The organism is bacterium (assembly GCA_021372535.1).
Taxonomy (GTDB): domain Bacteria; phylum Latescibacterota; class Latescibacteria; order Latescibacterales; family Latescibacteraceae; genus JAFGMP01.
The window spans coordinates 61,308-74,828 of record JAJFUH010000006.1 but is presented as its reverse complement, the minus strand read 5'-3'; the positions used below and the strand labels follow the sequence as shown (position 1 = coordinate 74,828).

At 47.6% G+C, this 13,521-nt stretch carries 10 protein-coding genes; 8 read left to right on the top strand and 2 right to left on the bottom strand.

Annotated features, from left to right (window positions below):
• The first annotated feature begins 389 nt into the window (after positions 1 to 389).
• From LLG96_00560 to LLG96_00550, 3 genes are read left to right on the top strand one after another with little or no spacing between them, the layout of a single operon-like run.
• Positions 390 to 977: an RNA polymerase sigma factor gene (locus LLG96_00560; GenBank protein ID MCE5248688.1), complete on the top strand. Its 588-nt coding sequence runs from the start codon at positions 390 to 392 to the stop codon at positions 975 to 977.
• A complete protein-coding gene (locus tag LLG96_00555) occupies positions 974 to 1,747 on the top strand; it encodes a zf-HC2 domain-containing protein (GenBank protein MCE5248687.1) in 774 nt (257 codons plus the stop codon). The genes LLG96_00560 and LLG96_00555 overlap by 4 nt, the downstream gene beginning before the upstream one ends.
• A gap of 2 nt (positions 1,748 to 1,749) precedes the next feature.
• Positions 1,750 to 2,328, top strand: coding sequence for a hypothetical protein (locus LLG96_00550; GenBank protein MCE5248686.1), 579 nt, complete (start codon positions 1,750 to 1,752; stop codon positions 2,326 to 2,328).
• Between the two features lie 288 nt (positions 2,329 to 2,616).
• Here LLG96_00550 and LLG96_00545 read toward each other — a convergent pair whose 3' ends face one another.
• Positions 2,617 to 3,117, bottom strand: a complete 501-nt coding sequence (locus LLG96_00545; protein ID MCE5248685.1) for an Lrp/AsnC family transcriptional regulator — start codon at positions 3,115 to 3,117, stop codon at positions 2,617 to 2,619.
• Between the two features lie 501 nt (positions 3,118 to 3,618).
• Between LLG96_00545 and LLG96_00540 the strand changes: the two genes are divergently transcribed.
• The 4 genes from LLG96_00540 to LLG96_00525 all read left to right on the top strand — a co-directional run bounded on the left by LLG96_00540 (position 3,619) and on the right by LLG96_00525 (position 11,031).
• On the top strand, positions 3,619 to 5,403 hold the full coding sequence (locus LLG96_00540; GenBank protein ID MCE5248684.1) for a T9SS type A sorting domain-containing protein: 1,785 nt from the start codon (positions 3,619 to 3,621) through the stop codon (positions 5,401 to 5,403).
• A gap of 368 nt (positions 5,404 to 5,771) precedes the next feature.
• Positions 5,772 to 8,000, top strand: coding sequence for a transglutaminase-like domain-containing protein (locus LLG96_00535; GenBank protein MCE5248683.1), 2,229 nt, complete (start codon positions 5,772 to 5,774; stop codon positions 7,998 to 8,000).
• A 201-nt stretch (positions 8,001 to 8,201) separates the two neighbouring features.
• Positions 8,202 to 9,377 carry a uroporphyrinogen decarboxylase family protein gene (locus LLG96_00530; GenBank protein ID MCE5248682.1) on the top strand — a complete coding sequence of 392 codons (1,176 nt, stop codon included), beginning with the start codon at positions 8,202 to 8,204 and terminating at the stop codon, positions 9,375 to 9,377.
• Positions 9,378 to 9,549: 172 nt separating this feature from the next.
• A complete protein-coding gene (locus LLG96_00525; GenBank protein ID MCE5248681.1) occupies positions 9,550 to 11,031 on the top strand; it encodes a pectate lyase in 1,482 nt (493 codons plus the stop codon).
• A gap of 97 nt (positions 11,032 to 11,128) precedes the next feature.
• Here the strand turns inward: LLG96_00525 and LLG96_00520 are convergent, their stop codons facing one another.
• A complete protein-coding gene (locus tag LLG96_00520; GenBank protein MCE5248680.1) occupies positions 11,129 to 11,929 on the bottom strand; it encodes a 6-phosphogluconolactonase in 801 nt (266 codons plus the stop codon).
• A gap of 412 nt (positions 11,930 to 12,341) precedes the next feature.
• Between LLG96_00520 and LLG96_00515 the strand changes: the two genes are divergently transcribed.
• A complete protein-coding gene (locus LLG96_00515; GenBank protein ID MCE5248679.1) occupies positions 12,342 to 13,379 on the top strand; it encodes a family 20 glycosylhydrolase in 1,038 nt (345 codons plus the stop codon).
• Positions 13,380 to 13,521: the final 142 nt, after the last annotated feature.

Here is a 13,521-nt window from a genome sequence, read left to right as displayed (position 1 = left end):
CTTGCCACAAGAGAGGGGAAGCGCCCGCTAACATCTATTTTATCAAGGTGTTATGCGCGGGGTGAGTTTCCATGGTTAAGAGTGGCAACTATCATATTCTACTGCAAATAAAAGGTACTCAGTAGTTTAACCGGACAGTTCATATTGTGTTTCATCACCCACTGACCTCCTCTCCCTTCAGGGAGAGAGAATTCAAAGGATGAGGGCGTATTTTTTACGTGTCCGTGGTTTCCTTGTTCTATGCTTACCAAACTGGATAACCGGATTAGATTTTTCAATACTTCCACAGAAAAAACTAAGCGCTTTTCATTTCATTCCCGTATTACTTATATGAAAGCTGAGCGAGATCAGCAAAGAGTTCGATGTTCCTCGCAAGCGGGAGATACCGGTTGGATAACGAAATGACTGAGCTTCTTTCCGGAGCGCGTGATGGCGATATGACGGCGTTCAGGCTTCTTGTGGACCGCTGTTCCCGACGCGTACACTCGATTGCCTACCGAATGACCGGTAACGCAGAGGATGCACGCGACATTGCCCAGGAAACGTTTATACGGATTCACCAGTCGCTTGCAATAATCGACGATACACAGTCGTTTCAGGGATGGCTTTACCGGACGACAGTAAATCTTGCGCTCGATTTTCATCGTGTTAAAAAACGTTATGCCGTGGTATCACTTGAAGGCGTGGGTGGAGAAATCACCGCCGGAACGATTTTACCTGATACGGCCTCGGAGAACGCTGAAATGGCCGCTATCGTAAGGATCGTCGTCCGGATGCTTACTCCGAAACAGCGTGAGGTGTTTGTCCTCAGGGACATCGAGGGCTTTTCCACAGAGGAGATTGCGAGTCTCCTCAACCTCAACCAGTCGACTATTCGCGTTCATCTGGCAAAGGCGCGCGAACGAATGAAACGGGAACTATTGAAACGTTATCCGAATTATTTTAACACTGTAAAACAACCGGGAGGACATATATGAAATGTACGGAGGCGCGCCGCATGGCGGCCCTGCACGCGGGCGGAGACCTTCCCCCGGATGATGTGACGGAGCTGATGGCTCATATCGATCAATGTCGGAACTGTGCCCAGAAACTGGCGCAAATTGGGAGAACGCTGACGCTGGTTCATGATGCTTTCGGGGCTGATGTTCCTCCTCCGTTATCCGGTGACTTTTCGGCCGGAATTATCGGGGCTTTGGAGCGCGGGCAGGAGAAAGTCGAAAAACAAACAGCAATCCTCAGGCGTTATCCGCGCTGGATGCGGACGGCGGTTTCGGTCGGCGCTGCGGCGGTGCTGACAGCGGCTGTTTTCCTTCCTGCAAGGGAAGCATTGAAAGAACATCGTCTTTCGGTGAAGCGAGAAGAAATCCTTCGTGAGGCGGAACGAAATCTTGCGGAGATTGATCTTACATCGAGGATTATCGCCGATTATTCGATCGAAGGCCCATTCAGACTCAACGAATGGACTCAATCACCTGATCCCGGAATTTTCGCTGTCCTTCACAAACCCGACCCTGACACACACCCGGACAGGTATATCATCGACTATCTCGGTGAGGCGGGCAGGCTCTCATACAGAGGCTTCACCTGGACGCCGGTTGTCAGGAATTGCCTGCTGACCCATATCGACAGCGAAGACAATTTATATATCGCCATCTATCGCATGCCGGATTCGACAACACTTGAACGCCAAAATATATCGAATATCCTTATCAGAAAATTTAAACCTTATTTTAACGACGGAGCATGACTATGAGAAGACAAAAAGCATTTTTGGCGATTGCTGTTCTTGCACTGGCTTTCTTTTCCGGCGGTTGCCTTGTGACATCGCTCAATCCGCTCTATACCGACAAGGATATTGTGTACGAAGAATCTCTAGTCGGATCGTGGCGTTCCGATAGTGATAAAGAGACATGGATGTTTGAAAAGGAAGGTAAAAACGCCTATACCCTGTTCATTTTCGACAAGGAGACATCGGGAAAATTCGAAGTGAAACTCATAAGACTCGGCGGATGGCTGTTTATTGATATGTTCCCCGCTGAGCCGGAAAATGTAAACTTATATTACTATCTGCATACAATTCCAACCCATTCGTTTATCAAGGTGTCGATAGAGGATAACACCTTGAAACTGGCGTTTATGGAACTTGAATGGTTTCAGGAGCGGATAAAAAACGGAACGGATATCGGTCTTCAATATGTCACCCGTCAGGACGAATCCGATATGGTGCTTCTCACCGCGCCGACCGATCAGTTACAGGCGTTCGTGATGAAACACGCCGACAATGACAGCCTGTTCAAATTCGAGGAATTGAAAAGGACGGGAAAGTAGCGACTTAGCTTTCTCTGTCATGCCCCTCCTTATATTAACACACTTATACGTTCCCCGACGGATGCAGCGCCCAGCTCGTTGTCTATTATAGTGCCTGTACGAAGGCAGCGACGATCTAGGACAGCACTCTATCCGGAGAAACGCACGAGAAGACATGGGATGCAGCCTCATTCCCGAGCATTGTTGATGAAATGGTGATATCGGTCTGAATTTAAACAGCACGGGGGGGATTTATTGGAGTGCAGCGTATAATCATTTACGGAAACCAATTATCGGTGTGAAGTCGTATTATTTTTTCACTTTTTCATTATTATCGGTGTTTTGTGTCCCGGAAGCTTGAACAATCTGACTGAATTTGTCGGACCTTACTAACAGACCATGGTTTTCAAGAACAATAAAAGACTCAGTATGCACCACGCCCTCAATTTTATTGATCCTGCCAAGGACAGTGTTTATCTCGAATGTTGATCGCGCTGCAAACCCTACCAGAAAATCATATCTCCCGGTAATGCCTACAGCAAACAATGTATTTGGAAGCTTATCGAGTTCGTTCAGGATTTCCTCACGATTGGCATTGATGGAAATACCCGAAAAAACAACGATGACTTCCTGGAATTTCTGTGTATCCACCTCACAAGAGAAATTTATAATACCTATCTCATTCAATCGTTTGATTCTCTGCCATACTGTCGAGTTGGGTATCCCGAGTTTTTGTGCAAGGTCAACATTTGCTATACGTCCATCATACCCAAGAACATTCATGATTTGCAAATCGATTTTGTCAATCATTTGATCAATCCTTTTTTTAAGACCTAACTATCATTTTTTCAATAATAAAAAAATACAATAATAAATAATTCCATTATAATGGTATAATTTATAAAATAATTCCTGAAATATCAAGTAATAATACAAATATTACGTAATTTAACACATAAAGATAAAAAAAATGTTGACAAAAAAGGTTTGAGCACATATTAATATAGACAGTAGTGGAAACCTGTCGATGTTATGCGATATTCTGAAACGATGATAATTCCGGATTATACAATATTGATTAATGTTTACGGAACACTGTATTACCTGATTCTCAATATATCCTTATTATTCAGATTTCCTTTTAAATATAGTAAACGTAATTATTTCCAGACAATGGAGGGGGTGATTCCAAAAAGAAAATTTATCTGAAGCAGACCTTTTTTTCTGTGTCAGCGCCGTGCGCATCGAACACATCTATTCAAAGGGAAAAGGAATAAGTTCAATTATATGATTATTAAAGGGAGAAAAGAAATGAAAAAGTTTATTGCAGTAGTTCTTGCATGTACGGTCATGACAACTGTGGCCTTTGCTGCAAATTTCAGCCCGACTCTTTTAAAACTGTCTGCGGCTCAGACAGTTAAATATGATTTTGACGGTTCGAAGCTCGATATACCCATTCAGATTTCAGGCAGACCGGCAAATCTCATTTTCCTTGTATTCTCCAAAGGACAGGCAGAATCGATAAAACCCGTACGAAACGGTCATCTCGGCTGGCATTATGTCAATAAAATCGATACCTGTATATTTGTTTCACAGCCGAAAATCATGGATGTCGGATCAAACATCGTTTCATGGGACGGAAAGAATACCGATGGTAAAGCGGTCCCTCGGAGCGAATACACGTATTACATGTGGGCCTATGATAACCTGACCAGTAAAATAGCGGTATCCAGAAGCCTGAGTTTCAAACGTCCGAATGCAATCATCGTAACCATGGATGAAAAAAATAATCCGCTGTCGAATCCGCTTATCGTAACCGGTGGAACCAGTCATAAAGGAAACGACACACGGGATAAAAGAACTCATTATAAATGGATGATCGGCGGTGATCCTGATGACGCAGCCCTCATGGAGACAACCGCAGTCATGGCGTTTGGAGACAAAGGTACCATAGCATTCCTTCCGAGCGATCATGATTACTGGTTCAAGAGTTCACAGCGCCCTTCCGGGGTCGTTGAAATCGGAAAATATAAATGGGTTCCCAACGGCGACTCGGAAATCCAGACTGCCTGGGGCGATAACGGTTATTTCACCTATGCCGAGCCAGTATTCTGCACGGAATATCACAACGATCTCGTCATAATTGAGGGTCACAATGATATTCTTTCGGTAAACTCGGTTTTCAATGCGGCTAATGTATCGGAGCTTGTTTACTGTGACATGACGGATGGTACGGAAACCACCAGGGTGGACATGTCTGACTGGTGGGTCAGAGTTGATGACGGTGAAGCCGGAGCTCAGTCATGCGGCGGTCCTCTCTATTTCGGTCTTGGGCCCAACGGCATGCTCGCAATGGGCGCTCATACAAACTGCATGAATCAAGCGATCGATCCTTACAGAAACGGTGAAGCCGGCGGTGAAATAAACGACCTGACATTATGGGTTAACCAGAATGGCGACTATGTCGGTGACCACAATTTCAATGAAGATGCCAATCTGCCCTGGGTTTGCTTTGACTATAATGTAGCCCCGTACAAGTATAATATCACTCTGGATGCAAATGGATTCTCTATCTTCCCGAGTTATGACCTCGGCGCCGTTTCTTTTGGTCTTTTCGCTCCCGATGGGACGGGTATCGGCTATTTTGCATATGCCGGAGAAACAGCAGCCTTGAAATACGGCAACCATTATGTGGATTACAATTCACCCTATGATGGTATTTATACCGATAACAATTCCTCTGAAACAGACAAGAGCGGCTTCTTCTATGTCGGTCATGACTCCATTAAAGGTATTATAACCAGCCAGGTCGCTGTTGAAGAAGCTGTTCCCGCGGCCTTTACCGTAGCCCAGAACGTCCCCAATCCGTTCAATCCATCCACGACAATCAATTTCAATACCGCTCAGGCCGGTAATGTCACAATTGATGTCTTCAATATAGCAGGACAGCAGGTCGCAACAATTGCAGACAAATTCATGAGTGCCGGCAGCCACTCAGTTACCTGGGATGCGTCCGGAGTCTCCGCCGGTGTGTATTTCTATACAGTCCGGTCCGGTCAATTCTCAAAAACCATGAAGATGACGCTGCTCAAATAGCTTCATTTTTCTTCCCCCTTTTCGAAGTGAAGCACGAGGCCCGATTTCAACAATCGGGCCTTTTTTTTATGGCAAAAAGATTCGTTATTTCAATGGATTGCGCTCGATCTGTTCATAAGATTCGATAGAACTGTACTGACTGAAATAACAATCCTCCATCATTTACAAGTGGAGTTTTATATCAGAGTCAGTACCATGTTCTTAAAAAAAAGTACTTTCTGTATTATTTCTTTTATTATATAAGGAATGACATCCAGAAACTCCCGAATAAATTCTCATCCATTTCAACTATCGGAATTTTTAAAGGAAGAAGGTGTATCGCCGTGAACGGTTCATTTCGAATACGTACGTTAAGCGGTGTCATTTTCATGGTACTTCTCATACTTGTATTTGTCGTACCGGCAAATAGCGAAACCTTATCGGTGTCACTTTCCACAGACATTGACGGTTTGACCGCGTATGAAACAGGCTTTACCTGTGACGTTATGAAAGCTCCGCGCAACGAAGGGATCATGCTCAATGACATGATTCTTTTCGAAAACGACGCTCCCGGTGCGGGAACAAGCGAAAAGGGCACTTCGCGAGAGGAACTGTTCAAAAACGTTTTTGCACGTAAAATTATTCATCTGGACGATCCTTCGGCGTTTGAGGCCCATATCATTCTGTACATGGAAGCGAAGAACAAAGACAATAAAGCCCAGAAACCGTTTTTTATCATTGTGAACGGGAAGCGTATCGAAGGACCGCCCCTTTCATGGCATGAGCCACGGTGGCTTTGGGTGCCGATTCCTCCCGAAACGCTGCAGAAAGGCGACAACACCATCATCGTCGGATGCGATGCTCCCCGGGGAAAAGGATACGATCTCATGCTGGCGCGGGCGGATGAATACGAAAAAGGAGGAGGCGCATATCTTTACGATGGGAATACAGCCCTGCTCTGCGCAAATCAGGTGGATGTGAGTGACGAGGGGAAAAGCGTAAAAATCCAGAAATTTGCCGTAGGCGACTATTCATCGAAATCCCTCGATAACGGCGCAACATGGATCACGAAAAAACTTGGGACTGCCAATGATGTCATCGGAGAATATACCATACGGTTACAGGTGAAGCGGTTCAAGCCCGAAGGTCAGTTGCTTTCTCCTCCCGTCGATTTGTGGGACGGCATCACCGGATACACGAAAATTAAACCGGCATGCAGTGTTTCCGATCTGACACTCCTGTTCATGGGAGAAACACCGGAAGGCACTGCGATTGAATGGCAGGTCCGTTATGCGGATACACCCGACATGACACAGGATGCATGGGGTCCCTTCAGGACGGTGGGCGCGGGTGAAGTGCTGTCGGTGCATGTAGACCCCGGGAAAAACCGGTATCTCCAGTGGCGGGCTGTCCTGACAACGAAAAACCCGCTGAAGACACCGGTCGTTCAAGGAGTCAGACTGCATCGCACCGTGGCCTTCACTCCTCCGCAGAACAACTATTATGTTTTCAAGTATGATAACACCGCCCAGCGGTACAGCTCGTACAAATTTCGGTATGAAACGTGGGATGAGCCGAATTTGCAACGCCTGAGAGACCGTCTCGGTCTGGACCGTCTTGTAAAAGACGCATCCGGCGACTGGGAAAAAATCAACCTTGTGCGACACCATATTTCCGGGCAGTGGTTCCATAAAATGCCGGATAATGATTATCCGGAATGGAATGCGCTCGAAATCCTCGACCGCCGTGACAGAACAGGATATGGCGGGATGTGCGTTCAGTTCACACAGGTTTTCATCCAGTCTCTCCTGTCTTTGGGATTTCAGGCCCGTTATGTTATGATGATCGAACACGATATCGCCGAGGTGTATGTGGACGAACTCGGAAAGTGGGTTCTTGTCGATCCGGAAAGCATTTTCGATTCGTATGAATATGAAACATCGACCGGCATGCCGGTAAACTGCCTGGAACAACACCGGTACTTCCTCATGGAAAACGGCATAACAGCAGAAAATCCCATCAACTGGAAGGCTGTCGATCCATGGGCGAATTTACCCAGACCGGGGAAAACTCCGGGCGTCCCTGCTCCTCTCGATTTTTCGACCTTTACGGGATGGATCAACGATCCGTCAAAACCCGATTACCCTCCACAGCACCGTCTGGCGGGACTCGTACGGATTATGCTGAGAAATAACTGGTTTTCGCAGCCTTATCCCCGTCCATTGACCCAGGGAGTTGATTACTGGCCGTGGGATGGTTTTCTCAACTGGTATGACGATGCGACGCCCCGTCAGTTACAGTATGCGCTCCATTCCGACAGGGAAGTCGATTTCTATCCGACTCTCAACACCGTCACCTGCGATGCGGTGTATTCGAAAAACGAGGGCGAGATTGCCGTCACCATGGTTACGTTTACACCGAATTTCGACAGTTATGAGATCAATATCGACGGCGCAGGGTGGAAAGACAGCCCGGACAGATTCACCTGGAAATTGAAACCCAGCGCGCTCAACACACTTGAAATGCGCATCAGGAACAAACTGGGGCTCAAAGGAAAGCCTTCGTGTATTGAGGTCATGTACCATTACAAAGAACTGTATGCGCCGAAACCGAAATGATATTGAATAGAACACGGATTTACGCGGATTGTGCGGATATACGCAGATTTATTTTTATGTATTTTTAAATGTTACCATTAAATATAGTATAATTAATCTATTATGTCTATTTTAAAACTTGGTGTCTTTGTGTCTTGGTGGTAAATATTTTAATCATTCGTTTTAAATCAAAGGATAAATCTTTCAAAAAGCGTGAGCGAAATGAATTCAAAAGAACGTGTCAGGGCTGTAATGAAAGGAGAAATCCCCGACAAGGTTCCATGGGGTGAGTTTGCCGTAGATTTCGATACGGTCGGGAAAATCATCGGCCATGAAACGTATTACCGCGCCAAAGCGAAGTCGCAGATGGCATTCTGGAACGGACGCCGTGACGAGGTCGTCCAGAGCTGGAAAGAAGACGGCATCGAGTTCTACAAGAAAATGGACTGTTTCGACATTATCAACGTTTCGGCGATGGCGAGTGGAATCGCGCCCCCGAAAGGCTTCACCTGCGAAAAACCGGCAAAAATCGACGATAATACATGGGAGTACCGTGACGGCACCGTGATCAAGTATTCTGACCTGACCGCCGACCTCACCGTCGTATACGATCCCCATGTCGGGGAAAAACGCCACACGCCCGCCGATTTCGCACATGAGCCTGTCGTCGAGCCCCTCGATGAAAGCTGTTTCGAGGTGGTAGACGCATTGATCGGAAAATTCGGCGGCAGCAGGTACATGATCGGCCCCTGCGGTCATGAGGTGGGCATCGTGCTCCTCGATGGTGATTTCGATCAGGGCGGCGGCGGATTCGCATACAGCCTCATGGAATACTACGACCATCCGGAAACGATACGGGCGGCGTACCGGTACGAAGTTGCCCTCAATAATATGAAGGACTACCAGTATATACGTCCCGGACAGGATGGGGTTTTTTTCGGTCATCAGGATTTCGCGAGCACACAGGGACCGTTCATTTCGCCGGAGATGTTTCGCGAATTCGCCCTTCCCGCAGTGAAGGAGCGGGTAAATAACATCCACGAGAATTTTCACCTCCCGGTCTTCAAACATGCCTGCGGGAACAACAACAAACTCCTCGACATGTTTGTCGAGGCGGGTTACGATGCCTACCAGTCGATCCAGCGTACAGCGGGTATGGACCTTCGCGCGATCAAGGAACGGTACAGCGAAAAACTGGTTCCCTGGGGTGGTCTCGATGTTGAAATTCTCGTCTCGGGAACACCCGAAGATATCAGGCAGGGAGTCACCCGAGCCATGAAACAGTTCAAGCCGGGAGGGAGATACATTTTCGGCTCATCCCATTCCATCGCGGTGGGAACAAAGTACGATAATTTTATGACCATGATCGACGAATTTGAACAGCAGCGGACATACTGAGAGGGTGATGAAAAAGTCCCTTTTTCACTCACCCGATGACGAAATATATTATTTTTGTTGCTGTCAAGGGCGTATAAATCGGCACTCCGTGCCGACCCTTGACAGCTTTTTCTAAGCATAACAAATTTTTTTTTACCACATTTCTGATCTTTATCGGGAAAGGAGAGAAGCAATGAAAACGGGAGTATCAGCAGTATTGTGCGTGGCTGTGCTCGGTCTCTGTCTCTGTTCGTTCCCCATGCACGCATCGGCTCAGGCGACTCTGGAAAAGCAGGCAGTCGAAGCTATGAAAAAAGCAGCGCAGTTCTACTACGGGAAGGTATCGACAAAAGGCGGTTATCTCTTCGAATACACGGTGGACATGAAATACCGTTACGGTGAAATGCCCGCCCGTGAGAGCCAGATATGGGTTCAGGACCCTGCGACACCCGGAGTCGGCCAGATATATCTCGACGCGTACGAGGCGACAGGCGATATGTTCTACCTCGAAGCCGCTGATGCCGCAGCGCGTGCACTCATTCGTGGTCAGCTCGATTGCGGCGGCTGGAACTATCTCATCGATTTTAAAGCGGGCAGTATCGACGACTGGTACAAACATGAAGGGAATCATCCCGATTTCAACGAATTTTCTCATTTCGACGGGAACGCCACATTCGACGACGCTGTTACCTCAGGCCCGACAATGCTTCTCCTCAGGCTTTATGACATAACATCGGACCCGGTCTATCTCGGACCGCTTGAAAAGGCTCTCAATTTTGTCCTGGAGGCGCAGCTGCCTCTCGGCGGATGGTCACAGCGATATCCCTTCATCGGAACCGGCTATGACACGTATTACACATTCAACGACGATGTCATTCAGAACAATATCGATCTTCTGCTCAATGCCTACAAGATTCTCGCAAACAAGAAATACCTCGAAGCCGCCATGCACGGTGCCGATTTCATTATTGTCAGCCAGCATGCAGGCCCCCAGTACGGTTGGGGACTTCAGTACACCCATGACCTGAAGCTTGCATGGGGACGGATTCTCGAGCCACCCTCGCTCACCCCTTCGGCAACAACCGCTAACGTAAACATGCTCATGGACACCTATGAAATAACCGGTGACCGCCGCTATCTCGAACCGATACCGAAAGCTCTCGACTGGCTCGACAGCGCAATAATGCCGGATGGAAGCATCGGCACATTCATTGAAGAAGGGACAAACAAACCTTTGGCGGCAATGTACGAGGGAGATTCGGGGTCATATGACTCCATAAAGATAACCTACGATCTCTCGAAAGCGATGGGCGGATATGGTTTCGTCAGTAAGAATTTTTCGACAAAACGGGAGCGCGAGCGGTATGGAAAGCTGGCCTCGGCTGTCTGGGAGAAACCGCCCGATGCACCGTCGCTGCCCACGGGAGAGCAGGCGCTGAAACAGGCGCAGGCAATGGAGGGTAATATCAGAAAAATAATAGACGCCCTCGATGAACAGGGTCGATGGACCGAGGACGGCAGAATGTACTCGGCGCGATTCTGTTATAAGAACGACTACGAGTTTACCGGTCCCGTTATGAAAAACGGCTGGATACGAACCCGGACATTTATCCGGAATATGAGAACACTCTCACGGTATGTAAATCTTACAAAAAACGCCACTGCATCCCGTTGAACACGCGCGGGAGGTTAATCCGCGGATGAACACGTAATGTATTGAGAACGTTTCATTTATTATCCATGTCTGTCAGTGTTCATCCGCGGAATAATTTTTACTTCTTAAGCAGACTCCCCGAATCCTTGTCGATGAGGAGCCAGGCGTTACCCTTCTTCTGGAGAATGGACGCCGGAACCTCAGTCGTTATCGGACCTTCCACAACCGCTTTGATGGTTTTTGCCTTGAGTTCGGTCGGGACGATGATGATGGTAAAGAGCCCGCTCAGGCAGGCGGGCACGGTCATGGTATAGGCTCTTTTAGGCACCTCGCCGATAGAATTGAAACAGCCGTCATGAATCATCTGCTGCCTGCTCTGTTCATCGAGCTCGGTTGTCTTGAATGTTTCGGGATCGCTGAAATTGCAGTACGGCGGGTCGATAAAGGCAAGATGCCCGCTCTCGCCGATTCCGAGTATCATGATGTCGATGGGGGCTTCGTTCAGGAGCGCCGTGTATCGTTTGCACTCTTTCTCGGGATCCTTCGACTCGCTGTTGACGGGAAAAAAATTCGCGCCCTTGACCTTGCTGAAGAGCCTGTCGACAAGAAAACGGCTGAAAGACTGCTCGTGGTCGGAGGGAAAATCCAGGTAATCGTCGAGATGAAACGCATACACCTTCGTCCAGTCGAGATCGGGCGTTTCGCTGAGATGTTTCAGGAAATCCGTCTGTGACATCGCCGATGCGAATACCATTCGAACCCGTCCCTTCTCACCGATGACACGTCGCATGAGATCGGAAACAGCAGCGGCGGCGGATCGCCCGAGGAGGTCACGGTTCTCGTATTCAAGCACATTGAGCTTGTCGCTTTTAAGCTTCCGTACGAGTCCATCGTTTGAGAAAACGGGAGTCATATCCATAGTGCTTATCCTTTTTTAAAAAGTGTTATTTTTGTTAAATGTTTCTTTGTGTGAATAAGACGTATTCAGAAAATGTATTTTTCATAAAACAGCATGCCCATATCATTTTCCTTGTCCTTTACGGCAGTATATTCTGGTATATTATATTGAAAATATACAAAACATAAAAAGAAATCCATAAAAACATTCTCTTTCAGTACCATTACCAGTCAGCTTTTAAAAGGAAAAAATACGATCCCCGAAACAATAACCGGGGGGAAGTATATGGCATGACTACTTTCAAAAGCATATAAACAGGCATTATGTTCCGGCTTTTGACAGCTTTTTTTCCACTATACTGGATTTTCACTCTGTTTAAAGGGGAATTGACGTGCGAATCGGTATGAACCGGACAAATTGAGGGAGGCTCCGAATGAAACTGTTAAAAGTTCTCTGCGCGATTGCTCTCTGCGGATTTATCGCAGGGTGTGCATCCATGCATAAAACCACTGTCGGCCCCCAAAAGGGTGAAACATGGCGGGCGCTGCATCTGTTGAACTACAACACGGACGCTGACCTCGAAGCGCTTGGAAACAGTATTCCGGCGCTCGCGGAAATGGGGCTCAATGTCCTGGTTCTCGAGGTGGATTATCACTTCGCTTTTGAAAAACACCCGGAACTGAGAATGCCCGGCAGCGTCATCACCAAAGAAGGTGCGGGAAAGTTTGCCGCGCTCTGCAGACAATACAATATACGTCTCATACCCCAGTTTCAGTGCCTCGGGCACCAGTCATGGACAAAAACCACGTTCCCGCTCCTGATCAAGTACCCGCAGTTCGACCTCACTCCGGGCGCGTTCCCGAACAACGAGGGCCTGTACTGCCGTGAATGGGACATGACCAATCCCGACCTCAATCCCATTATTTTCAGCCTCATGGGCGAGATAATCGATGCTTTCGGAGCCGATGCGCTTCATGTCGGAATGGATGAGATTTTTCTGATAGGTTCCGACAAGTCACCTTCGACAAAAGGGAAAGACCCGGCGAAACTCTTCGCCAAGGCAGTGAACGATTACCATAACTTTCTGGTAAAACAGCGCGGAGTGGAAATGCTCATGTGGGCCGACCGCTTCATCGACGGCACCAAGTACAATTTCGGTAAATGGGAAGCATCCGAGAACGGGACGGCTCCCGCCCTCAATATGGTTCCCAAAGATATCATCCTGTGCCCGTGGCATTATGAAGCACGGGATTCATACCCTTCGATACAGGAATTCCTGATTAAAGGCTTCCGGGTTCTCCCGGCAAGCTGGAACAAGGTCGATGCCTCGCAGAAGCTCATTCAATATAGCATCGAGCAGAACAACTCAAAGATGCTCGGCCACCTGTTCACAACATGGGGAAGCGATAATAAAAAACCGACCGAATATCCCCCGCTTGTTGAGGGATTGAAAGTCATGACAGCCCGATAACCGTTCCGGAATTGAATGCTAAAAGTCTTGTGATAATGTCTGAAAGTGTGGATATAAGCTGTCAAGGGTCGGCACAAAGTGCCGATTTACATGCCCTTGACAGCACCGAAACAACACATTTCGTCATGGGGCTCGTGATAAA